The sequence below is a fragment of the Rheinheimera sp. B2H12 genome, from assembly GCF_059620065.1.
The window spans coordinates 1847866-1870210 of sequence record NZ_CM184363.1 but is presented as its reverse complement, the minus strand read 5'-3'; the positions used below and the strand labels follow the sequence as shown (position 1 = coordinate 1870210).

Sequence of the window (22345 nt, the reverse complement as noted above, 5' to 3'; positions counted from 1 at the left end):
TACAGTTTATGCTGGCGTAGCGCTAAAAACAAATCCGTTTGCGGCTTTAAACACAGTGTTTACTATTCAAAACTACAAGCCTTTATATCGCAAGGAAATTTTTAATACTGGAACGAAATATGCTATGTTTTAACCATGATTCAAAAATGTCGATAAATTGACAGTACGGAGCCTGCTATGTTTGATGGCAAAAATATCTTTATCACCGGGGGCACCGGCTCCTTTGGCCACAAGTATACCCTGACCCTGCTGCAACGATATAAACCGAATAAAATCATTATTTACTCCCGTGATGAGCTGAAGCAATATGAAATGCAACAGCAGTTTAATCAGTCCTGTATGCGTTATATGATTGGCGATGTACGGGATCAGGAGCGATTGATCCGTGCTATGCGAGGGGTCGATTATGTCATTCATGCCGCCGCCCTGAAGCAGGTCCCCGCCGCTGAATACAACCCGATGGAATGCATCAAAACCAATATCAATGGTGCTGAGCATGTCATTAATGCCGCCATCGAAAATAATGTGGAAAAAGTGATCGCGCTGTCGACCGACAAAGCGGCCAATCCGGTGAACTTATATGGCGCTACTAAATTGGCATCAGACAAGCTTTTTGTCGCGGCCAATAATATTTCTGGCGGCAGCAAACCTCGTTTTTCCGTGGTACGTTACGGTAATGTGGTCGGTTCACGTGGCTCGGTAGTACCTTTTTTTGAAAAGCTCAAACGTGACGGCGCGGATCATATTCCCATTACCCACCCGGAAATGACCAGATTTTGGATTAGCTTACAACAAGGCGTTGATTTCGTTTTGAAAAACTTCGAGCGTATGCTGGGTGGCGAAATTTTCGTGCCGAAAATTCCATCCATGCGCGTGCTTGATTTGGCCAAGGCGATAGCACCTGAACTGCCGTTAAAATACATTGGGATCCGGCCGGGCGAGAAACTGCATGAAATGATGTGTCCGGGCGATATGTCTTACAACACATACGAATATGACGATCACTACGTCATTGCTCCATCCATTCAGTTTTCTAACCGCAGTAATGATTTTACCCTGAATGCCTTGCAAGAAAAGGGTTGTCTGGTGGCGCCAGGATTTGAGTATGTTTCGGATAAAAACCCGCATTTTCTCACGATTGAAGAATTGGTCCGTTTTAACGAGGAAAGCCATTCATGATCCCGTATGGCCGCCAGTCGATTAATCAGGCTGATATAGAAGCCGTGACGCAAGTGCTGACATCAGATTTCCTGACGCAGGGGCCTGCGGTACCTGCTTTTGAACAAGCTGTTGCTGCCTACTGTGGGGCACCTTATGCCGTCGCGATGAACAGCGCAACTTCTGCCTTACATCTGGCTTGTCTGGCACTTGGGGTTGGCGCCGGCGATTTAGTCTGGACCAGTCCTATCAGTTTTGTTGCCTCAGCCAATTGCGCTTTGTATTGTAATGCCGACATTGATTTTGTCGATATCGATGTCAACAACGGCTTGTTGTGTCCGCAGGCACTCGCGAACAAACTGGTTACAGCAAACCAGCAACAAAGGTTACCCAAGGTATTGATAGTGGTGCATCTGGCTGGTCACAGCTGTGACATGCAACAGATTGCTGTGTTATGCCAGCGTTATGGCGTCGGGCTGATTGAAGATGCCTCTCATGCGATTGGCGCCAGTTATCAGCAACAAAAAGTTGGCAGTTGTCAGTACAGCGATATCACAGTATTCAGTTTTCACCCGGTGAAGATTATCACCACTGCCGAAGGGGGACTCGCGACCACCCGCGATCTGACGCTGGCCTCGCGATTACAATTGTTACGCAGCCACGGTATTACCCGTCAGATGCAACAAATGACCGAAGCTAGCCATGGCCCATGGTATTACCAGCAAATCGAATTAGGTTTTAATTACCGGATGACGGATTTGCAAGCGGCATTAGGTCTCAGCCAGTTACAACGTTTGGATGAATTTATCAGCGCGCGACAACAACGGGTTGAGTTATACCGGTCACTATTAGCTGGGTTACCCCTGCAATTACCGGCAGAAAGCGCGACTGGTCGTTCGTCCTGGCATCTGTTTATGATCAGATTGGATGATGCCGGGCAACGACTGGCGATATTCGAGGCATTAAGAGCCGCTGGCATTGGCGTGAATGTGCATTATATCCCGATCCATACCCAGCCTTATTATCAGGCGCTGGGATTTGCCTGGGGAGATTTCCCGAACGCCGAACTTTTTTACAGCAGAATTATCAGCTTGCCTATGTATGCAGATTTAACCACTACAGAGCAACAGTATGTGGCTGACACCTTGCGTACCATTCTCACTACATAAGCGACACCTTCATACTTGCATAGTGATCAAACGGCAAATTTGTAAAGGTGCTTGTGTCAGCGTAACACTGCCCCATGACCAACCGACGCCAAAGCCTGATAACAATAATTTCAGTTCAGACTGAGTGAGCTGTTGTTGCAAGGCAATTGTCATCGCCAGTGGAATGGATGCCGAGCTGGTGTTACCGGTTTCCCCCATCGCCATGACCAATTGTGTTGAATTCAGACCAAGCTTATCTCCCAGATGTTTAAGCATCATGGCATTGGCTTGATGCAGCACGGCATAATCCAGATCTGTCACTGTCCAGCCTTGGGCTTGTAACGCTTGCTGAATTGACTTTGGCACCTCACGTAAAGTGAAGACAAATACCTGAGTGCCATCCATACTGAGCGCTGCTGGCTGGGCTGGGGTTCTGGCAGCTGCATAAGGTTGGATCAGATAAGGCGCGCCGGCACCATCACTGCCCAAAGCAAAACACATCCGGTTGGTATTATCGGTTTTTTCAAGCGCCACTACTGAAACCGCATCACCAAACAACAACGCAACTGCACGATGTTGCTCTGCGCACAAGGTTGATGTCGTGTCCCCGACCACTAACAAAGCCCGTCGGCAAGCAAGACCGTTCAGTAATTGAGAAATCTGCCATAAACCATAAATAAAGCCAGAACAGCCAAGGTTCACATCAAATGCAATGGTGGTTTTAGCCATACCTAAATGATGCTGTAACTGGACAGCATTGCCCGGCAGCATATAATCAGGGGTCTGAGTGACAAAAATTAACAGCTCCGGTAATTCTTGCTGCCACTCTAAATCAGTCAACAACTCTGACGCTGCGATCTTCGCAAGATCAAGCGCGGTTTGTGTACCTACAACCACTCTACGGCGATGAATACCGGTCGAAGCAATGATTTTTTCCTGTTCTTCCACTGCACAGCCAAAATCCAATTGGTGGTTATCCAATTGTACGGCAGGCAATACCGAGCAAATGCCACGGATCGCCACACCTGTAATATCGGTGATTGCCATCTAGCTCCCCTTAATAAAGACGGTAAGGCGCAACATTGGGCTTTATCTTTATTAAACTTATCCGATATATTATAGGTATGTTATATTTAAAACCAAATAAATTGTTGAATTCCAAAGAGGTACGTCATGGAAGCAACCATCAGAGCGGTAAAAATCGTCGGTATGCAAGCAGCCGTACCACCCCATCGTCATTCTTATGTCGAGACACCTGGGATTTTTACTCAGGAAGAAGCTGACAAGGTTTATGCCAGTACCGGAATTCATAGCAGACGTATCCTGCCGAAGCACTTATGCGCTTCGGATATGTGTATTGCAGCTGCTGAAGCTTTATTAAAAAACCTGCAATGGGATCCTGCATCTGTTGACGTACTTATTTATGTTTCCCAGGATTCAGATTATGCATTACCGGCCTCTGCCTGCCTGATGCAAACCAGATTGGGTTTACCGCAGACCGCAGCATGCCTTGATATCAGCCTTGGCTGTTCTGGTTTTGTCTATGCAAGCTGGATTGCCAGTCAACTGCTGAATAGTTCGAATGGTCGCAGAGCCTTAGTATTATGTGGCGATACGTCCAGCAGGCATCTGCTCCCTGACGACAGAGGTACTTTGCCATTGTTTGGCGATGCCGGGGTCGCCACTGCATTCGAATATGATCCTGACTGGCCGGATTCTTATGCTGTGTTTGGTACCGATGGCACGGGTGGCCAGCATATTGCCGTCAAAGCCGGCGGCAGACGTCATCCGACCATGCCGGAATTGACGCCGCCGGATGCCGAAACTTTACAGCAGCTGTATACCGATTCCAGACTTTATCTCAATGGTGCTGCTGTTTTTTCATTTACCTTAAAAGTAGTGCCAAAACTGGTGGCTGATGTGCTGCGGGTGGCAAATCTTGACGTCTCGCAACTTGATATGGTGGTGATGCATCAGGCAAATAAATTTATTTTGGAACACCTTCGTAAGAAAGCTAAAATTGCTGAATCCAAATACATCATTGATTTAGAGGAATTTGGTAACACTTCAAGTGCTTCTGTGCCGCTGGCGATTTGTCACCAATTGGCTGAGTTTGTCAGTACAGGACAACGTAAAATGTTACTTGGCGGCTTTGGCGTTGGCTGGTCATGGGGCGCCATCATTACAGATATTGGCCCTATCGTTGCACCAGCAGTGATCGAAATACCTGATGATTTCCCACCTCTGGCGTTGGCACAATGACTCAGTCTATGCAGGCGTTATTGACGGGAAAGCGGTTTATTGTCACCGGTGCTTCTGCTGATTCTGACATTGGTCTGGCTATTTGTACCGAATTAGCTAGTGCCGGAGCAGAACTGATTCTGGTCGGCAGGCGGGCTGAACAATTAGAGCAAACGCGGCAGCAACTCACAGGGAGTGGCCACCGGATTGCGGCTTTTGACTTAACCCGGCTTGATGAAATTGACGAATGGCTGACCCAGTTACTGCCTGCGGAACAACGGGTTGATGGGCTGATTCATTCAGCCAGTTTTCAGGGATATACCCCGCTGCGTACCTTAAAAGCAGCTCAGATCAATCGCTATTTTGATATTAACTTCTCTGCGGCCTTGTTATTAATCGCAACATTATCGAAAAAGTATTTCACCAAATCCGGCGCCGCCATTGTGCTGATTGGCTCCGCAGCAGGTCAGCGTGGCCTCAAAGGCCGTGTGTTGTATGCCGCCTCTAAAGCAGCGCTGAGCTCTATGACTAAAAGTTGTGCTTTGGAACTGGCTGACAAACAGATCCGGATCAATTGTGTCGCGCCAGCGTTGGTCAGTGGGCAAAAAGCGCAGAAGCAGTTTAGTATGCTGGGTGAACAACAAAGTGCAGCATTGGTAGCAGCGCACCCGCTGGGGCTCAGCAGCCCGCAAGATGTAGCGCAGGCGACATTATTTTTACTCAGTCCTGCCAGCCGGAGTATCACCGGCACAACCCTAGCCGTCGATGGAGGTTTTCTTGCCGGTTGATGGTTGCATCGTGTTTTATGGCAACGCTTCAACAACGTTAGGCGCGGGCCATCTCAGCAGGTTACTGGCACTGGCGGCGAGTTTTAGTAGTACCGGCTTGCAACGTATTTGCTTTTATTGCAAAGAATGTCCACAGTCGTTGGCTGAACGAATTCATGCCGCTGGTTTTAGCCTGAAGCAAGCCTCGGCGGTACTGACAACAGCCGCACTGCAATCACTCAACCCCCAACTGCTGCTCATCGATGACTATCATCTGACAGCTGAGGAATGGCAGCAGATTGCCGCAGCTAAAGTGCCTGTTATGGTTATAGACGATCAAGTCAGCGCTAACCCATTTTATGCCGATTTGGTGATTAATCCGGCCCCTCAAGCCACTATGACTGACTATCAGTTGCGAACTCAGGCGCAGTTGTTTTGTCTTGGCCCCGCCTTTACCATTCTCAGGCCTGAATTCAGCCAAACCATACCGGTAAGTCTGGAACTGCGCCAACGTTTGCTGGTAACTCTGGGCGGTGCCGATGTGAAACAACTGGCACTGCCATTGTCACAAGCGCTGCTACAACGATTTATCACGCCCTGCCCTGAAATTTGTCTGGTACTCGGTAGTATGAACCTCAGTGCTTTACCAGAGTTACAGCAACTTGCGGCAACCTATCCGCAGTTCAGAGTGGAAATCAACAGTAATCAAATGGCAACGTTGATGGCCAATTCAGGCCTTGCCATCGCCGCAGCGGGTGGCACTTTGGGCGAGTTGGCGGCCATGACTGTGCCCACCCTGGCACTTATTTGTGTAGATAACCAATTACCTGCACTCACCTCGCCTTTGGCTGGCGGTTGGTATCAGGCGATTGATCTGCGTCAACTAACACCGCAAAAGAAGTCGACAGTACCTCCAGAAATCAACACTTTAGCCGATAAAGCTTTTACTCTGTGGCAAGATCTGACGCAACGGACATTCATGAGCCAACTTGCAAGTCAGATTGTGGATACCAAAGGTTGTGAAAGAATTGTGCAACAGGCCCAACAACTGTTGGTACGCAGAGACTAAAGTGAGATGAACACGGAGTATTTATGATCGCAACAGACTCATTGTCGCCACAGCATTATTTTTCTGAGCAAACATATCTGCAAGAGCAGATAAACATCTTTAAGCGCCACTGGTTTTTTGTTGGTTTTACCGACCAACTTAGTCAACCACATGATTTTATTACCACTGAAATCTGTGGTTTACCTGTCGTGGTACAAAATTTTGATGGCGAGTTATCTGCCTTGTTAAATATTTGCAGTCATCGCAAAGCAAGATTACAAACGGCAACCAGCGGCAACAGACCACTGCGTTGCCCTTATCACTGCTGGTCATTCAGAAAAGATGGTCAGTTGGCTGGCGTACCACAACAACGCACTGAATTTGATTTTTCCGAAGCAGACAAAACTAAACTGGCACTTAAAAAATTCCAACTGGCAAGCTGTGGCAGTTTTTTGTTTGTTCGTATTGCTGCAGAAGGCCCGACCCTGACTGAATTTCTTGGCCCCTATGCCGCGATTTTGCAGCAATTATCGAGTTATTTTTCCGATCCGGTACACCAAGGCCGCTACGATTGGCAGACCAACTGGAAGTTGGCGGTGGAAACTGTGTTGGAAGTTTATCATGTGGCAGGCGTTCATCCGGAAAGCTTTTCGAAACTGGCCAGAGCGGAATGTGAAGTGTTATCAAATCCACCGCACAACATCGGCAACACCCCACTGCAGGAAACGCCGAAAAAATGGTGGCAGCGGGTCAGAAAACAACTAAGACTAATTCAACATCCTAATTTAACAGAATATAATCACTTTTTCATTTATCCGAACCTCGCCATAGGCCTGACCAATGGTTCCCTGATGTCTGTGCAAACCTATGAACCTGTTTCGTCAACAAAAACCGTGCTGAATTTTCGGTTACGGATGATCAGCACTGCCGACGGGCCCGCTGCCGATGGCAGTTTTAAACGGGCCGTACTGCAGAATTTTATTGATTTTAATCACCAGACGCTGGAAGAGGACCGGATTGTGGCAGAAAGTTGTCAGCAGAATATGCCTTACACTGAACAAGCTGGCATTCTTGGGCGTTGCGAGGACCGTATTCGCTTATTTCACCAGGCCTGGCAACAAGATATGGAGCAAACGAATGTCTGAACACGCTTTCCTGCAGCCAAGTATCCAAATTGGCGATCGGCAAATTGGTCCGGGCCATAGCCCGTTTATTATTGCAGAGCTATCAGGTAATCATCAAGGCTCATTAGAGCAGGCCCTTGCCTTAATTGATGCTGCGGCTGATGCAGGTGCTGATGCTATCAAAATTCAAACCTATACCGCCGATACCATCACGATACAACATGATGGGCCCGAATTCAGAATTGAAGGGGGCCTTTGGGCGGGCCGGACCTTGTATGATCTGTATCAGGAAGCTCATACTCCCTGGGACTGGCATCCAGCGTTGTTTGCCAAAGCCCAAAGCCGCGGCATTTTGTTATTTTCATCGCCATTTGATAGCACCGCGATAGAGTTACTGCAAAGCCTGAACAGTCCGGCATATAAGATAGCCTCTTTCGAAATTAATGACATTGGCCTTATTCAGCAAGCAGCCCGCACCGGCAAGCCCTTGATCATTTCGACGGGTCTGGCAACGCTGGCGGAAATAGAGGAAGCGGTCATCGCAGTCCGGCAAGCAGGAGGCCGTCAACTGGCGTTATTGCACTGCATCAGCGGTTACCCGACGCCGATTGAAGACTGCAATTTAGCGACACTGACAGATTTGGCGCATCGCTTCCAAATACCGATAGGTTTAAGCGATCACACTATTGATCATACCGCCAGCGTCACTGCAGTCGCTCTGGGCGCCACTATTATCGAGAAACACTTTACCCTCGATCGGCAAGATGGTTCGGTCGATGCAGCGTTTTCGCTGGAACCGGCGGAATTTGCCGCGATGGTGCAACAAATCAGACGCGCTCACGAGGCTGTCGGCAAAGTCAATTATGACCTTAAACCAAGCGAATCCGGTGGCCGAGCTTTCCGACGTTCTTTGTATGTCACTGCTGATATTGCTGCCGGGCAGACTTTCACGACCGCCAATGTCCGTTCCATTCGTCCCGGGCTTGGCTTACACACCCGCTATCTGCCACAGATCCTGGGCAGCACGGCAAAAGTTGATATTGCCAAAGGCACAGCGCTGGCCGAACGTCACTTGGTTTTTGCCTTACCACAACCGGAAGCCTAAATGAAAGTTCTATGCATCACACAAGCCAGGATGAGTTCAACCAGATTGCCTGGTAAAGTGCTAAAAGAAATTGCCGGTGTACCTTTACTGGGTTACCACATGGCGCGGGTTGCACAAAGTCAGCGGATTGACAAGCACCTGATAGCCATCAGTCAGGAAAGTGCCGATGATGCATTGGCTGATTATTTAACCCAGCAACATCAAATATTTTTTCGAGGCAGTGAACAGGACGTACTGGAAAGATTTTATCAGGCGGCTGTCAAAGCAGAAGCAGAGCCTGATGATCTGATCATCAGACTGACCGGTGATTGTCCGCTCATTTGCCCAAAGCTGTTGGATAAAGTCATTGATACCCACTTACGTTGTAACAACAAAGGATATAGTCATCTGGATCTGGCGGAGTTTCCACGTGGTTTTGACACTGAAGTCTTCAGTATGCGCCTGCTGACGCAGGCCAGGATGCTGGCTAATACTGCAGCAGAGCGTGAACATGTCACTATGTATCTATACAAACATAATTTATTTAAACTTTATCCTGTAGGTGGCGGCATTCCTGCATGGAATCTACTCCGGCTTTGCGTCGATCAAACTGAAGATTTCCACTTGATTCAACAGATAGTAACAGCTTTTGGTTCTCAAATTATCACAGCCGATGGCCCGACTATTTGCCAATGGCTGCTCGAGCGGCCAGAAATCGCAGCAATCAACCAACTCGTGCAACAAAAAACCAGCCATTAACAGCTAAATGTTGCTGTCAGCCGGCCGATAAAAAAGATACCCCTGTGAACCGGTTTGAAACCCGTTCATGTCAAATGAAGGAAAAAATGATGAACAAACAACAATTTTTAAATGCCCTGGAAGATATTCTGGAATTAGAACAAAACACCTTATCGGGTCAGGAAGTGCTGCTGGATATTGAGCAGTGGGATTCACTGGCATTTTTAAGTGTCATTGCAATGGCGGATGAACATTTTGATATTGTCATCCAAGGTGATAAGTTAGAGAAAATCAATACCGTGAATGATTTAGTCTCTTTAGTTGAAGAACACTTTAGTGCCTGAGCAAGCAACAATGCAATTGCTGAATCCACTGAGTATGGCAGATAAAACTGTGCTGCTGACCGGAGCATCCACCGGGATTGGCCGTGCCACAGCACAGTTGTTGGCTGGTCTTGGCGCCCGAATCATCCTCAACGGTCGTAACGAGACTGCGCTGGAAGAAACCCGCCTGCTGCTGGCAGGCGATGGTCATCAGTTGGCGCCTTTTGATATGGCGCAGACTGACGAATTATCTGCTTGGGTGACAAGCCTGAGTAAGCAATACGGTTATCTGGATGGGTTTGTTCATTGTGCAGGCGTCCAGATCACACGCTCAGTCCGGACTTTCGAACAAAGTTTTTTTGATGAAACTATGCATGTAAATCTGGCCAGTGCACTGGCGATCGTCAAAGGATTCAGGCAAAAAAGAGATAGAACTAAACAAGGTTCGATCGTACTGGTCGCATCCATTGCCGGGTTAATTGGTCAGGCTGGCAATATTGTTTATGGTGCCAGTAAAGCTGGTCTGATGTCGGCCACCCGAGGTCTGGCGATGGAGTTACTGCGGGATAACATCAGGGTCAATTGTGTGGCGCCAGCCTTAATAGCCACGGACATGGCGGAAAAAACCAAGGCAAGCATGACTGAAGCGCAATTCCAACATATTTTAGACCAGCATCCAATGGGGATTGGTCAACCAACTGATGTAGCAAATGCGATTGCTTTTTTATTAAGCGATGCAGCGCAATGGATCAATGCCGTTACCCTGCCGGTTGAAGGCGGTTATTTAGCAAATTGAGAATTACCAGCTATGGCTTTAACATTCAGGAAAATTACCACTGCCGATGCTGAACTGTTGCTACAGTGGCGCACCGATGCTGACATCAGTAAAAACATGTTCACTGACGTGCATGAGCCAACTATCGCCAAACAACAGGCCTGGATTGAAAGTTTGAGTACTCGTCAGGATTATCAGGCATTTATGATTTGCGATGAGACAAATCCTGTTGGTTTCTTGTGTTTCAATGATATTGATTTTGTTCATCGTCGTTGTAGTACGGGTTCATATATTTATCCGCGTGATGCCCGACTGAAATATGGTGCCACCCTGCATACTTACATCTGTAACTATGTTTTTCACTGTCTGGGGCTCAATAAAATAGTTAACTATGTAATGAATGCCAATGACAAGGTATTAAAAATTCAGCTATTGCATAAAACCAGACTGGTCGGTTGTTTGAAGCAGCACATTTTAAAAAATGGCACCTGGCATGATGTCCATATCTTTGAACAGCTAAAACAAGACTGGGCACAACAGAAACAACACTACCCTCTTGCCCAAATTAAAGCCGCATTTGAAGGCTGGAATGAATCATGAATAAATTTACTCAACTCATCATCAGTGAAACTCAAGCATTAATTGCAGCAAAAGGACTGATTTGTCCTGCAATTAGCGCCGAATCTGAATTCTTCCGGGATTTACCGCTGGACTCACTGGATTTAGCCACATTGATTGTCAATCTGGAGCTGCAAACCGGGCTTGATCCATTTCGCTTAGGTTTTAAAACTTTTCACCGCGTTGGTGAACTGGCAGAACTCTATCAGGAACTGGCATAATGTTCGGGCTGGCTTCTGATAACTTTTGCTTAATTGAAGCTGACCAACAATGGTTTCTTCAAGATATTGCTACAGCAGCGGCCAGCCAACAAATGTTGACTGAACAGTCTTATATTGAAGTGTTGATGGCGGAAAATACGGCTGGATCTGGCATTGTGACTCAAATGCTAATCGCACTTTGCGCTGCTTATCAACAACAAATCCCGGTTATCTTTAATCGTAGTGCGGCTAAAATCCTGCCGGCAGACCTGCCCGCAGGTTTTGCTGTTGGTCTGCAGACCTCAGGCACCACAGGTGCCGCTAAACTAATTTTTCATTGCTGGGCGTCACTCAAACCGACACAAGTGCAAAGCGGCAAACGCAGCCGCTGGTTATTATGCTATCACCCGATGAGCTTTGCTGGTGTACAGGTGATCCTGCAAGCCTTGTTGTCCGGCGATACGCTGATCGCCGCCACAACCCAAGACATCAAAGCAAAAGCTCGGCTTGCCACGGAGCAACGAGTCACTTGTTTAAGTTTAACCCCCTCCTTGTTCCGTGCGATGGCGATGTGCTGGCAACAGCAAATACCTGAATTAAAACGTATTACTTTCGGCGGCGAAATCTGCGAACAATCGACGCTGGATTTATGCCACCAGTTATTTCCTGCTGCTGAAATTCGTCATATTTATGCACTGACGGAAGCAGGTGTCGTATTTAGTGTCAAAGATGGCAAAGCGGGTTTTCCTGCCAGTTGGCTGGAGCAAAGCTGGAATGGCTGGACACTGCAATTGCAGGATCAACAATTATGCCTGTCACGCAACACACAATTCATTTTCACCGGTGACAATATCTGTCAGGAACAAGACCGTTGCTTTTTTAGCGGCCGGCTGGACAACATTGTCAATGTGGGTGGCCACAAAGTCGATATGGAGCAATTGGAACGACAGTTGTTACAACTGCCTGCGGTGCTGGATGTCCGGGTCTATGCCAAAAAAAGCCCTATCACTGGTTATATCATTGCGGCCGAAATCCTCAGTCAGGATCAGGATTGCAGCCGCGAGGCGCTGCAAGCGTTTAACCACCACTTATCTCCTGCTGAGCGTCCGCGTTTGGTCCAATTTGTCGACGTCATCACTTTATCGCCAACCGGCAAAAAACAAAGGGTCATGCCATGAAGCATGTGATTATCAGCGGTGCAAGTAAAGGCCTTGGTTTAGGTCTGGCGATAGCCTTACTGGCAGAAGGCTATAAAGTATCGGTCTGTAGCCGTCATCACACTGAGCAAGTACAGCAGTTGGAACAACAAGAGTCCAACTTCAAATGGTTTCAGGCTGAAGTAAACGACGCCACGCAATGTCAGCAATTTGTCACTGCCGCCTGTGCTTGGGCTGGCGAAACGCCACTCTGGGGGTTAATTAACAACGCAGCCATCGCCCAGGACGGCATTCTCGCTTCTTTTCCAAATATTACAACGGATCAGATTTTGCAGGTCAACCTGCATGGTGCCATTTATCTGGCACGGGAAGTGTTACGGGTGATGCTGTTACAACGCAGTCCAGGCCGGATCATTAATATAAGTTCTATTATCGGTCAACGCGGCTATACCGGCTTGGCGGCTTATTCGGCGTCTAAAGCCGGACTAGACGGCCTGACCCGAGCGTTGGCGCGGGAAAATGGCCGGCGTGGCATTACCGTGAATTCAATAGCGCCGGGATATATGGATACCGAGATGTCTGCTGGCCTGGAAACGAAAAAACGGGAGCAGATCATCAGGCGAACACCACTGGGACGTCTGGGACGCATCGATGACATTGCGCCGGCCGTCTTATTTTTATTATCTGATGGTGCAGCCTTTATCACGGGTCAAACCCTGACCATCGACGGTGGCATCACCAACTAAAGCAAGGAGCAGATGCATGCAGACCATTCATTGCCAATTATGCCGACAGCACCAATGGTCAGTCGTAACTCAGGTCGAGTTTGGACTTTGGGCTGAGCACGCTGGCGGATTGGAGCGTGATAGCCAAAGTTATGCCATCGGCGAGTGTTTGCATTGTCACCATGTCCAAATGATGCACCAATATGATCAGTCCTTGTTTAGTAAACTGTATTTTCATGCTCAGCAAGAAGCTGTGATGTGGCATGAGGATTTACTCGACAGTCTGCTACCCTACCAGCAAATGATTGGTTTTTTTCAGCCTTATCTTCCTGAGCAAGCCGTTATTGCCGATTTTGGCTGTGGTACAGGCGCATTATTGAATGCCATTCAACAATCGGCGGTCAGCACCAGCGCATTAATCGGCATTGATTTTAACAACAGATGCAACATGCAGCAGATGACCTACCTAAGCGCAGATCTGAATGATTTAACTAAGCTACCGACGGATTTGTGGCCGCAAGGCATACATTTAGCGACTGCATCCCATGTATTGGAACATTTGATTGACCCGGTATTTTTTTTACACGAAGTCGGCAAACATCTTGCTGAAAATGGTTTGCTATTCCTTGAAGTTCCTGATTTTTCTCAGCCCTTGGCCTACGACATTAGCGGCTTGAGCAACTTAGTCAATCTGCAACATATTCATTATTTTACTGCAGACAGTTTAACAGCGCTGGCGACAGCCTGCGGTTATCAGTTACTGGCAATACAACAGTTATTAACCGGCTACATCCCACGGCTGCAAGTAGTGTTGCAGAAGTCCACCTCTGATCTTGAGCCCCGCCCAATCATCAACAATGCAGCCGAAGCCGTCCGACAAAATGTTCAAAGCGGTGCGTTAAAACGCCAGCAGTTCGCCAAAGAACTGCAGCAGCAATCTGACAGTGGCCATAAGGTTGGCTTATGGGGCATCGGGGCCGATTTTTATCTATTAATGCGGGATAACCCGGCGCTTTTGCAACTTTGCCAGCAAGGCAAATGTCAATTATTTGACTATCAGTTGGCGACAAAAAGCTGTTTTGGTCAGCAGATCCACAGCAGTACAGAAATTCCGCAGCTGGAGTATCCGATCTATCTGACCCCCTTGCTGGCTGAAACCAGAGTCAAAATGCACCAGGCTGCCGCCAGTTGGCACGCGACTATCCGGGATCCGTTCATGCTTAGGAATGTCGAGGCGGTATAACATGATTGCACAACAACAATGTCAGATTTGTCAGCAATTACACTGGCAACCACTGGGCGAATTATGCTCAGGTGTGTGGCATAAAAGCCAACAGGAATTAGCAAGAGAAGAGCTGTTATTTCCGCTTGGACTATGTTCCGGCTGTGGCCATGTCCAGGTCACAGTGCCTTACACCGCCGACATTTTTGCCAGTCTCTATTTTTCCAATAGCCGTGAACCTGACATGTGGTGTAGCTCGGATAATCAGCAGACCCCTTATCATGATATGCTGGATTTTATTGGTGATACATTGCTGCAATCTCAAACTGCAGTGGCCGATTTTGGCTGTGGTGCCGCACTGACCCTCAAGTTGATGCAACAGCAATATCCGAACCTGCACTATTATGGCTTTGATTTTAATGTGTCCGCATGTGGCGACAACATCACAGGCATTCAATGTGACATCAATGAGTTAGACAAGGTTGATTCTGCAGCTTTCGGTCTGGGTTTCAGTCTGGTACTCTCAAGTCATGTGCTGGAACATGTATTGCAACCCGTGCAATATTTGCAGCAACTGGGCCGTTTTCTCACGAGCGAAGGTTTACTATTTATTGAAGTGCCTGATTGCGGTGAACAGGCACTTACCTGTGCGCTTGAAACCACAAATCTGGTGCATGGCCAACATATCCACTATTTTACCGATGATTCACTGCAACAAATTGCAGCTTTGGCTGGTTTTTCGCTGCTCAAGCAAGCACAGATCAGAACAGGTGAAATTCCAAGATTACAGATGCTGCTAAAAAAGGCACATCGCGCAGCAAGTACAGTGCAAATACATCGCACTGCAGCGGCAGCGATACAACACAGATTCGACCGTTACCACAACGACCTGCAAGCAACTTATTGCCAAATTGAACAGCTGTTAGCGGTGCATCCCTCTATCGGTCTGTGGGGCATCGGTGGCGATTTTTATATTTTGCTCCGTACTTACCCACAGCTGCGACAAGCTCTTGCTGACCAACAACTGCGATTGTTCGATTATGAACTGGCTGGCCACACTTATCAGCAGCAACCTATTAGTTGCAGCAGCGAATTAGCTGGTTACAGCTCACCAGTCCTGATAGTGCCATTTTATGCACCAACCAGACAAAAAATGCTGCAACTGGCAAAAAATTATCCTTGTGTCCTACAAACGACAGGCTAATCAGGCTCATGCCAGAATTGCATGTTAAAGTTGGTGCGTTAATTGCTTTTCAGAACACATCGAAAACCGTTGTTGGTACCAGCATGCTAGAGCCACCATTAATGCCCAGGGTAGGTGAGCCAATAAAATATAGCTCGACATAACAAAAAGTTGCCTTAGCGCAAATCTTCACTATTAATTTCAGATCAGCCGCTGACACAAAAAGGTGTTCTTCGATTGATCAAGGCATTTAAGACGAGGAAAAAATATGAAAACCGAATGGGACTACACTGCTCTGGCAGACGCTTATTTAAAAAGACCAGATTATGCACCAACTGCAATTACTGCCATGTTAAATATTGCGGGTATTACCCGAGGTAATAACGCCTGCGATGTTGGTGCCGGCGTTGCTCACTTAACTTTAATGTTAGCGCAGGCGGGATTAAAGGTAACCGCGGTAGAACCCAATGATGCCATGCGGGCGAACGGTATCAAAAGAACTGCCGCTTTTACTCAGGTGCAGTGGCATGAAGGTACAGGTGAAGAGACAGGCCAGAGCAATGAAAGTTTTGATATCGTGACTTTTGGCAGCTCATTTAATGTTTGTGACCGCTTAAAAGCCCTGACTGAGACCAAGCGTATTCTCAAGCCTGGCGGCTGGTTTGCCTGTATGTGGAATCACCGCGATTTAACAGATCCGATCCAGGCACGTATTGAAGCTATTATCAAAACATTTATCCCGGATTATGGTTATGGTTCGCGTCGTGAAGATCAATCTGACATCATCACCCAGAGCCAGTTGTTTCACCCTGTGGTTCACCTGGATGCCAAGGTGTTGCATGAACAGAGTATCGAAGCTTGTGTGGAAGCCTGGCGCTCACATGCGACGCTTGAGCGTCAAGCCGCCGGCCAGTTTGCAGCTATTATTGCCGCTATTGAAACTTATCTTGCATCGCTGGATGTAACAAAGATTCAGATCCCCTACACCACACATATCTGGATGGCACAACTGAAATAATGACGACAAAGATGCTTACGCAGCAAGAGGCTCAGCGTTTGGACTATGCGCCGATATTTATTGTCGGTGCCGGTTCACTGGCACAAAAACTGGCGAATATTTTGAACAGCGCTGAGCTGTCGTATTGTTTTATTGATGAAACAGCTGCCAGCCCGCTGCTTGGCAAAGCTGTCATAAAAGCGGGTCAGTTAACCACTGCAGACGGAATATTTTTAATTGCGATATCCTTTGTAACCTACGCTGAAAATGCTATTTGTCGCTTAGAGAAACAACGGATAAGGCGTGAGCAATGCTTACATTTACCCAATGATTCTACCGCCATAGTGTTAGCTGAAATGTTACGGCGATCGGTCAGCGCCACCCTGACCATGCTACAACAACCGATGACCAACTTTGTTGATTTTGAACAGCGTTTTTTTGCCAGCCAATGGCAACAACGACAACAACGTTGTGACAATACTGTCAGATTAGGCATTTCAACTCTCGGTCGCGGCGGCGGTTATCTGGAGCATTTAGCCGGTCTGCCATTGCAATTAAACCAGCAATTTGACTGTTTACATCTGACAGATATTCAACAGCAGTCTATTGCACAGATGCCGAAATTATTTTTAAGTCAATCCGCCATGTTAGAGTTTGACCAGCTTGATTTACTGATCACTGCTCATGTGTTTCCCTGTAGCCCGCCTGCAGTTAAAAAACTCAGCCTGGTCCATATGGTGTATGACTTTTTATTGTTTTCGGCACAGACTTATGAACATTTGGCCCAAGCTGACACCCATTATGTCTTTGTACCATCGGCACCTAGTTTGGCATTACATGAAAAAATCTACCAGCAGCAAGGCTTGAGCAACAATCTGGTGCTGATCCCCGGTGGCTACCCTAAACATGACGCAAATCTGCAAAAATACCAACAGGTTGCCAGTACTGTGGCATTGTCAGATTGCATTTTATACGCCCCAACCCTTTGTTCACTCCCAGCAGCCAGCGAAACCAGTGATTGTTATTCGATTCTGCAGGCAGAGCATTTTCTTCCACAATTGCTTGAGACCTTTGCAACAGCACACATTATTTTCAGACCACATCCGGAAGATTTAGCCTTAGCCCATCTGGATTTACCTTATCCAAGAGCCGTAGCTTTCAGGAAAGTACTGGCATTTTGTCAATCGCACCCGCGCTGCACCGTGGATGACAACCGAAGCTGCTATTTAACCTCCTTTGCAAAGTCTAAAGTGGTGATTTCCGATACTTCATCAGTGGCTTTTTCTTTTGTGCTGCTGACCAATAGAACCGCAATTTTTTACGCTGAAAATCATCAATCGCTGGAAACAGCTTTTGACGATTGCCAATTTATTAAAGACCGGCACCAGTTTGGCGTGTGCGTGACCACGACTGAGGAATTATGCTGGCAAGTGGCATTGGCGCTACAACCCGCTTGCCAAGGTCAGCATAACAGTGCGTTTTGTAGTCAAATCATTTTTAACCTGGGCCATAGCGAAGACTATTTAATGGAAAACCTGCCATTTATTTTGCATGACATCCGCCATCCGGATTGGATATATCTACAGGACAAGCTGAAGGTGACGTCATGACCCAACCAGTATTTTGGCTGACGGGGCTGCCTGGTGCAGGGAAAACCACCCTGGCAACAGCCTTAGTACAGAAATTTCAACAAGCAAATATACCTGTAGTGCATCTGGATGGTGACCAGCTCAGACAAGTGTTTCAAAGCCAGGATTATAGCAGGGATGGCAGGCTGGCTTTGGCAATGCAATATGCCAGACTAAGTTTGCTACTTCAGCAGCAACAATTGCCGGTTATTGTGTCAACCGTGTCGTTATTTCACCAGGTGCAGCAATGGAACAGAGCAAATATCATTGGCTATACTGAGGTTTTTTTAGCAACATCGCTTGTAGTGTTACAACAAAGAGATCAAAAGAATCTTTACAGTATGCAGGATGAAACCACCATTGCCCACACCGTAAGTCGCGGTATTGCCGCTGAATTTCCCCAACAGCCTGATTTTATCTTCGAGCTTAGCCAATACAACGAGTTAGAACCCAGCGCCGAACTGCTGTGGCAATATTATTTGAGCCAAAAGGACAGCTGATGAGCAGATTCAATGCAGGTTTTGTACCGACCAAAGGCCAAACACTAAGCTTGTTACAAGATCAACTGACAACAGCTGCCATATTGCCACTGAAAATACTGCGCTATGGCGAATTTTGTCAGTTAGATGCCGCCGCTTTTGCCCTTTTTTGGCAGCAGTTCAGGGCTCAAACTCTGATTGTTCGCAGCAGTTACAGTCAGGAAGATAGTCCGCAAGGTTCAATGGCTGGTCAATTTTGTACAGTCCCCAACGTGACGGATGCCAATCAGTTACAGCAGGCCATCAATAGCGTATTTCAAAGTTACCCAGAACTGACGGATGATGAAGAGGTGCTTATTCAGCCGCAACTGCACAGGGTAAGCCATTGCGGTGTGATTTTCAGCCGGGATCCAACTACAGGTTCTCCTTATTATGTCATCGCTGATGATTGCAGCGGCTTCACAGATAAAGTCACCGCCGGCCAATCTTCACAGATACAAACTTATTATTGTTGGCATCAAAGCACCAGCCCGGTGGCACTGGTTCGAAAACTAGTGCCATTAATCAAAGAGTTACAGCAAAAACTTCATCAAGATGCTTTAGATATTGAGTATGCTATCGACGAGCATGGACAGCTCTGGCTCTTTCAGGTCAGACCATTGACCATTTTTTCGTCTCTAACCATATCCCAAACTGCTTCTCAGGCTGGCGCAACTCAGCACCACTTAACACTGATCGCCCAAAAATTACAGCGCCTATTACAACCCCAGCCATTTTTGTTCGGTGATACGACAGTTTTTGGCGTAATGCCTGACTGGAACCCAGCTGAAATTATTGGTTTGTATCCAAAACCACTGGCTTTGAGTTTATACAAAGAATTAATTACCAACAGTACCTGGGCATATCAACGGCACAACTACGGCTATCGTAATTTACGTAGTTTTCCGCTAATGACAGATTTCCTGGGTTTACCTTATATCGATGTCAGAGTCAGCTTTAATTCTTTTTTACCGAAAGATGTCCGGCCAGCGCTTGGCCATAAACTCGTCAATTATTATTTAAAAACGCTGACGGATAATCCAAATCAACATGACAGTGTCGAATTTGATATTGTTTTATCCTGTTATACACCGGATATCGAATATCGGTTACAAAGACTGCTGGCTGCCGGATTCAGTGCCGACGAATGTGCTGAACTGTCAGCACAACTTCTGACGCTGACCAACAAAATTATTGATGCGCGTTCAGGCTTATGGATCCAGGATCTCCACCGTATTGAGCAACTTAAAACCAGACATCAGCAGGGCCTTGCCCAGATAAGCGATCCGGTACAACGGATTTACTGGTTGCTCGAAGACTGTAAAAGATACGGTACCTTACCCTTTGCCGGCCTGGCCAGAGCGGCTTTTATTGCGATCCAGTTGTTGCAGTCGCTGGTCAGAATGAATATTCTCACCGAACCGGAGTACCATCAATTTCTGGCTTCACTAACCACAGTTAGTGGCCAAATGACAGCAGACCTGGCGCTTTATTCCAAAGAAGTATTTTTGCGCGAATACGGTCATCTGCGTCCAGGTACTTATGATCTGTGCTCGCCACGCTATGATATGACACCAGAACGCTACTTTAATTTTGCCAGGCAACAGGAATTGCCTTATCAAACGCCACAACATTTTGAACTCAGCGCGGAACAGTATCAATGTCTGAACCTGATGCTAAAACAACATGGCCTTAACCATAGTCCGGCCTCTTTGTTGCACTTTATTAAATCGGCTATCGAAGGCCGCGAATATGCCAAATATATTTTCACCCGCAGCCTCAGCGATGCGATGGAAGTATTTGCCCGGATGGCTCAGGATTATGGTTTTAGCCGTGAAGATGCTGCTTTTGCCGATATCAGTATTATTTATCAGTTGATCAGCAGTGCCGACGACCCGGCTGAAAAACTGGCTGAGAGTATTAAACTGGGTAAACAACATTTCCAGTTAAGTAGTTCCATTAAACTGCCACCGTTAATTTCCGAACCGGAGCAGGTATTCGCATTTACCCTGGATGATACCGAACCCAATTTTGTCACCTGCAAACAAGTCATCGCAGCCTTAGCCATGCCAGATGGGAATCAACCTCTGCAGCATAAAATTGTTTTTATCGCCAGTGCTGACCCCGGCTTTGACTGGATTTTCTCGCACCAGATTGCAGGTTTTGTCACCGCATTTGGCGGATGTAATTCGCACATGGCGATTCGGGCTGCCGAACTGGGTATTCCGGCGGTCATAGGGGCTGGTGAGCAGAAATTTAATCAATGGAAACAGGCCAATTTACTGGAAATTGATTGCCAAACCAAAACTGTCAGGATGTTGCAGTGATCCCGCTTTATGTGGTGCAGCAACAACACACCGGGCCTTATCAGCAAGCACAGGACTGTCTGGACAGAGCTTGGTGGCAGTTTTTGCTCAGCTGCGGTTTGATGCCAATTTTAATCCCCAACGATCCGGCACTTGCCACACAAGTGTTACAACAACAACTGGCGCAGGCGGCACTGCTGACAGGCGGCGGTGAATTCTGCCAGCAAGGGACTGACGCCCGAAGTGCAACGGAGATTGTGTTACTGCAATGGTCACTAAAGACCAATACGCCAGTGATAGGCGTATGCCGAGGTATGCAGGCCATGCTGCAGTTGTGTGGCGGTTCACTGCAAGCCGTGTCTGGGCATGTCATGCCAAGCCAGCTCATTGATGTTGGGCAACAACAACGTCAAGTGAACAGTTATCACAACTTTGGCTGTTATCAGGCACCGGCAAACTTTCAGATCACCGCGATGGCTGCAGATAAGGTGATCAAAGCTGTTCAGGCTACCGACCGGCGCTGGCTTGGCATCATGTGGCATCCTGAACGGCTGCAGCCTTTTCAAACCGAAGATCAGACAATGTTTTATCAATTTATTACTGGGAAAAACAGATGCAAGCCTTAATTTTAGCCGCTGGTCGTGGTTCAAGACTGGGTGATGTTACAGCACAACGACCCAAAGGACTAACCCCTTTACTGCATAAACCATTATTGCAATGGCAACTGGATGCCATTACAGCCGCAGGAATCAATGAAACTTCTGTCGCAACCGGTTATCTCGCCGAACAATTTGCACCTTTTCCAGTTCATAAAATCCATAATCCTGCTTGGCAAGATTCCAATATGGTCAGGACATTATTTTGTTGCGACCACTATCTGCAGCAACAAACAACCCTTGTTAGCTACTCAGATATCGTTTATTCATCTGCGACAGTGTCGGCACTCCAGCAGTCGCACGGTGATATCGTATTGTGTTACGACCCCAATTGGTTAAATCAATGGCAGCAAAGATTCGACAACCCGCTGGAAGATGCAGAAACGTTCGATTTTACCGATAATCAACTCCTGCAAATAGGGCAAAAAACTCAGCAGTTGGCTGAAATAAAAGGGCAGTATATGGGGCTGTTCAAACTGACCAGGACTGGCTGGTCATGGCTTAGGGATTATCTGTGTAGTCTTGATCAGACTGTATTAAATAAACTAGATATGACATCTTTATTCAGTCGATTGTTAGCACAAGGCGTAAAGATCCAGCTCTGTCCGGTGCAAGGTTTCTGGTTTGAAATCGACAATCAGAAAGATTTGGCATTGTGTGAGCAAAACTTAACCACCCAAAAATAACCGTACTAAATAAAGCAATAATTAATCTATTATTGCTTTATTT

Annotated in this window: 23 protein-coding genes; 22 read left to right on the top strand and 1 reads right to left on the bottom strand. The window is 47.1% G+C overall.

Annotated features, from left to right (window positions below; translation table 11 throughout):
- Positions 1–177 precede the first annotated feature (177 nt).
- Positions 178–1179, top strand: a complete 1002-nt coding sequence (pseB, locus tag AC53GJ_RS08120) for a UDP-N-acetylglucosamine 4,6-dehydratase (inverting) (protein WP_496732152.1) — start codon at positions 178–180, stop codon at positions 1177–1179.
- Positions 1176–2327: a UDP-4-amino-4,6-dideoxy-N-acetyl-beta-L-altrosamine transaminase gene (gene pseC, locus AC53GJ_RS08115; protein WP_496732151.1), complete on the top strand. Its 1152-nt coding sequence runs from the start codon at positions 1176–1178 to the stop codon at positions 2325–2327. The genes pseB and pseC overlap by 4 nt, the downstream gene beginning before the upstream one ends.
- Positions 2328–2336: 9 nt before the next feature.
- Here the strand turns inward: pseC and AC53GJ_RS08110 are convergent, their stop codons facing one another.
- Entirely contained in the window at positions 2337–3353 is a 1017-nt protein-coding gene (locus AC53GJ_RS08110) for a ketoacyl-ACP synthase III (protein WP_496732150.1), read from the bottom strand.
- A gap of 126 nt (positions 3354–3479) precedes the next feature.
- On the opposite strand from AC53GJ_RS08110, the gene AC53GJ_RS08105 reads away from it, so the two are divergent.
- The 20 genes from AC53GJ_RS08105 (at position 3480) to AC53GJ_RS08010 (ending at position 22302) form a co-directional block, all read left to right on the top strand.
- Positions 3480–4568 (top strand): 3-oxoacyl-ACP synthase III family protein, encoded by a 1089-nt coding sequence (locus AC53GJ_RS08105; RefSeq protein ID WP_496732149.1) that lies wholly within the window; start codon positions 3480–3482, stop codon positions 4566–4568.
- The gene (locus AC53GJ_RS08100; protein WP_496732147.1) at positions 4565–5335 is read left to right on the top strand and encodes an SDR family NAD(P)-dependent oxidoreductase; all 771 of its coding nucleotides are present in this window, start codon (positions 4565–4567) and stop codon (positions 5333–5335) included. Before AC53GJ_RS08105 ends, AC53GJ_RS08100 begins: the two co-directional genes overlap by 4 nt.
- Positions 5325–6383 carry a UDP-2,4-diacetamido-2,4,6-trideoxy-beta-L-altropyranose hydrolase gene (gene pseG, locus AC53GJ_RS08095; protein ID WP_496732146.1) on the top strand — a complete coding sequence of 353 codons (1059 nt, stop codon included), beginning with the start codon at positions 5325–5327 and terminating at the stop codon, positions 6381–6383. The genes AC53GJ_RS08100 and pseG overlap by 11 nt, the downstream gene beginning before the upstream one ends.
- Before the next feature lie 23 nt (positions 6384–6406).
- Positions 6407–7507: an aromatic ring-hydroxylating oxygenase subunit alpha gene (locus tag AC53GJ_RS08090; RefSeq protein WP_496732144.1), complete on the top strand. Its 1101-nt coding sequence runs from the start codon at positions 6407–6409 to the stop codon at positions 7505–7507.
- Positions 7500–8591: a pseudaminic acid synthase gene (pseI, locus tag AC53GJ_RS08085; protein ID WP_496732142.1), complete on the top strand. Its 1092-nt coding sequence runs from the start codon at positions 7500–7502 to the stop codon at positions 8589–8591. Before AC53GJ_RS08090 ends, pseI begins: the two co-directional genes overlap by 8 nt.
- Positions 8592–9329, top strand: coding sequence for a cytidylyltransferase domain-containing protein (locus AC53GJ_RS08080; RefSeq protein WP_496732141.1), 738 nt, complete (start codon positions 8592–8594; stop codon positions 9327–9329).
- Positions 9330–9415: 86 nt separating this feature from the next.
- On the top strand, positions 9416–9652 hold the full coding sequence (locus AC53GJ_RS08075) for an acyl carrier protein (RefSeq protein ID WP_496732139.1): 237 nt from the start codon (positions 9416–9418) through the stop codon (positions 9650–9652).
- Between the two features lie 10 nt (positions 9653–9662).
- Complete coding sequence (locus AC53GJ_RS08070; protein WP_496732137.1) at positions 9663–10427, top strand: SDR family NAD(P)-dependent oxidoreductase; 765 nt, start codon at positions 9663–9665, stop codon at positions 10425–10427.
- Between the two features lie 12 nt (positions 10428–10439).
- Positions 10440–11006, top strand: coding sequence for a UDP-4-amino-4,6-dideoxy-N-acetyl-beta-L-altrosamine N-acetyltransferase (pseH, locus tag AC53GJ_RS08065; RefSeq protein ID WP_496732136.1), 567 nt, complete (start codon positions 10440–10442; stop codon positions 11004–11006).
- A complete protein-coding gene (locus tag AC53GJ_RS08060) occupies positions 11003–11245 on the top strand; it encodes a hypothetical protein (RefSeq protein ID WP_496732135.1) in 243 nt (80 codons plus the stop codon). The genes pseH and AC53GJ_RS08060 overlap by 4 nt, the downstream gene beginning before the upstream one ends.
- Positions 11245–12402, top strand: coding sequence for an AMP-binding protein (locus AC53GJ_RS08055; protein ID WP_496732134.1), 1158 nt, complete (start codon positions 11245–11247; stop codon positions 12400–12402). Before AC53GJ_RS08060 ends, AC53GJ_RS08055 begins: the two co-directional genes overlap by 1 nt.
- Positions 12399–13127: an SDR family NAD(P)-dependent oxidoreductase gene (locus tag AC53GJ_RS08050; RefSeq protein WP_496732132.1), complete on the top strand. Its 729-nt coding sequence runs from the start codon at positions 12399–12401 to the stop codon at positions 13125–13127. The genes AC53GJ_RS08055 and AC53GJ_RS08050 overlap by 4 nt, the downstream gene beginning before the upstream one ends.
- Positions 13128–13143: 16 nt before the next feature.
- Positions 13144–14349, top strand: coding sequence for a class I SAM-dependent methyltransferase (locus AC53GJ_RS08045; RefSeq protein WP_496732130.1), 1206 nt, complete (start codon positions 13144–13146; stop codon positions 14347–14349).
- Position 14350: 1 nt separating this feature from the next.
- Positions 14351–15532 (top strand): class I SAM-dependent methyltransferase, encoded by a 1182-nt coding sequence (locus AC53GJ_RS08040; protein ID WP_496732129.1) that lies wholly within the window; start codon positions 14351–14353, stop codon positions 15530–15532.
- 247 nt (positions 15533–15779) lie between these two features.
- Entirely contained in the window at positions 15780–16529 is a 750-nt protein-coding gene (locus AC53GJ_RS08035; RefSeq protein ID WP_496732127.1) for a class I SAM-dependent methyltransferase, read from the top strand.
- A gap of 11 nt (positions 16530–16540) precedes the next feature.
- Entirely contained in the window at positions 16541–18118 is a 1578-nt protein-coding gene (locus AC53GJ_RS08030) for a hypothetical protein (RefSeq protein ID WP_496732126.1), read from the top strand.
- The gene (locus AC53GJ_RS08025) at positions 18115–18636 is read left to right on the top strand and encodes an adenylyl-sulfate kinase (protein ID WP_496732124.1); all 522 of its coding nucleotides are present in this window, start codon (positions 18115–18117) and stop codon (positions 18634–18636) included. Before AC53GJ_RS08030 ends, AC53GJ_RS08025 begins: the two co-directional genes overlap by 4 nt.
- Positions 18636–20981 (top strand): PEP/pyruvate-binding domain-containing protein, encoded by a 2346-nt coding sequence (locus AC53GJ_RS08020; protein ID WP_496732122.1) that lies wholly within the window; start codon positions 18636–18638, stop codon positions 20979–20981. Before AC53GJ_RS08025 ends, AC53GJ_RS08020 begins: the two co-directional genes overlap by 1 nt.
- Positions 20948–21586: a gamma-glutamyl-gamma-aminobutyrate hydrolase family protein gene (locus tag AC53GJ_RS08015; protein ID WP_496732120.1), complete on the top strand. Its 639-nt coding sequence runs from the start codon at positions 20948–20950 to the stop codon at positions 21584–21586. Before AC53GJ_RS08020 ends, AC53GJ_RS08015 begins: the two co-directional genes overlap by 34 nt.
- Complete coding sequence (locus tag AC53GJ_RS08010) at positions 21574–22302, top strand: phosphocholine cytidylyltransferase family protein (protein ID WP_496732118.1); 729 nt, start codon at positions 21574–21576, stop codon at positions 22300–22302. The genes AC53GJ_RS08015 and AC53GJ_RS08010 overlap by 13 nt, the downstream gene beginning before the upstream one ends.
- The last annotated feature ends 43 nt before the right edge of the window (positions 22303–22345 follow it).

Coding starts and splice junctions, on each gene's coding strand:
- AC53GJ_RS08035 (WP_496732127.1), top strand. CDS start 15,780: ATGAAAACCGAATGGGACTACACTGCTCTGGCAGACGCTTATTTAAAA.
- pseH (WP_496732136.1), top strand. CDS start 10,440: ATGGCTTTAACATTCAGGAAAATTACCACTGCCGATGCTGAACTGTTG.
- pseC (WP_496732151.1), top strand. CDS start 1,176: ATGATCCCGTATGGCCGCCAGTCGATTAATCAGGCTGATATAGAAGCC.
- AC53GJ_RS08075 (WP_496732139.1), top strand. CDS start 9,416: ATGATGAACAAACAACAATTTTTAAATGCCCTGGAAGATATTCTGGAA.
- AC53GJ_RS08030 (WP_496732126.1), top strand. CDS start 16,541: ATGCTTACGCAGCAAGAGGCTCAGCGTTTGGACTATGCGCCGATATTT.
- AC53GJ_RS08080 (WP_496732141.1), top strand. CDS start 8,592: ATGAAAGTTCTATGCATCACACAAGCCAGGATGAGTTCAACCAGATTG.
- AC53GJ_RS08090 (WP_496732144.1), top strand. CDS start 6,407: ATGATCGCAACAGACTCATTGTCGCCACAGCATTATTTTTCTGAGCAA.
- pseI (WP_496732142.1), top strand. CDS start 7,500: ATGTCTGAACACGCTTTCCTGCAGCCAAGTATCCAAATTGGCGATCGG.
- AC53GJ_RS08100 (WP_496732147.1), top strand. CDS start 4,565: ATGACTCAGTCTATGCAGGCGTTATTGACGGGAAAGCGGTTTATTGTC.
- AC53GJ_RS08020 (WP_496732122.1), top strand. CDS start 18,636: ATGAGCAGATTCAATGCAGGTTTTGTACCGACCAAAGGCCAAACACTA.
- AC53GJ_RS08010 (WP_496732118.1), top strand. CDS start 21,574: ATGCAAGCCTTAATTTTAGCCGCTGGTCGTGGTTCAAGACTGGGTGAT.
- AC53GJ_RS08060 (WP_496732135.1), top strand. CDS start 11,003: ATGAATAAATTTACTCAACTCATCATCAGTGAAACTCAAGCATTAATT.
- AC53GJ_RS08025 (WP_496732124.1), top strand. CDS start 18,115: ATGACCCAACCAGTATTTTGGCTGACGGGGCTGCCTGGTGCAGGGAAA.
- pseB (WP_496732152.1), top strand. CDS start 178: ATGTTTGATGGCAAAAATATCTTTATCACCGGGGGCACCGGCTCCTTT.
- AC53GJ_RS08055 (WP_496732134.1), top strand. CDS start 11,245: ATGTTCGGGCTGGCTTCTGATAACTTTTGCTTAATTGAAGCTGACCAA.
- AC53GJ_RS08110 (WP_496732150.1), bottom strand. CDS start 3,353: ATGGCAATCACCGATATTACAGGTGTGGCGATCCGTGGCATTTGCTCG.
- AC53GJ_RS08040 (WP_496732129.1), top strand. CDS start 14,351: ATGATTGCACAACAACAATGTCAGATTTGTCAGCAATTACACTGGCAA.
- AC53GJ_RS08050 (WP_496732132.1), top strand. CDS start 12,399: ATGAAGCATGTGATTATCAGCGGTGCAAGTAAAGGCCTTGGTTTAGGT.
- AC53GJ_RS08045 (WP_496732130.1), top strand. CDS start 13,144: ATGCAGACCATTCATTGCCAATTATGCCGACAGCACCAATGGTCAGTC.
- AC53GJ_RS08105 (WP_496732149.1), top strand. CDS start 3,480: ATGGAAGCAACCATCAGAGCGGTAAAAATCGTCGGTATGCAAGCAGCC.
- AC53GJ_RS08070 (WP_496732137.1), top strand. CDS start 9,663: ATGCAATTGCTGAATCCACTGAGTATGGCAGATAAAACTGTGCTGCTG.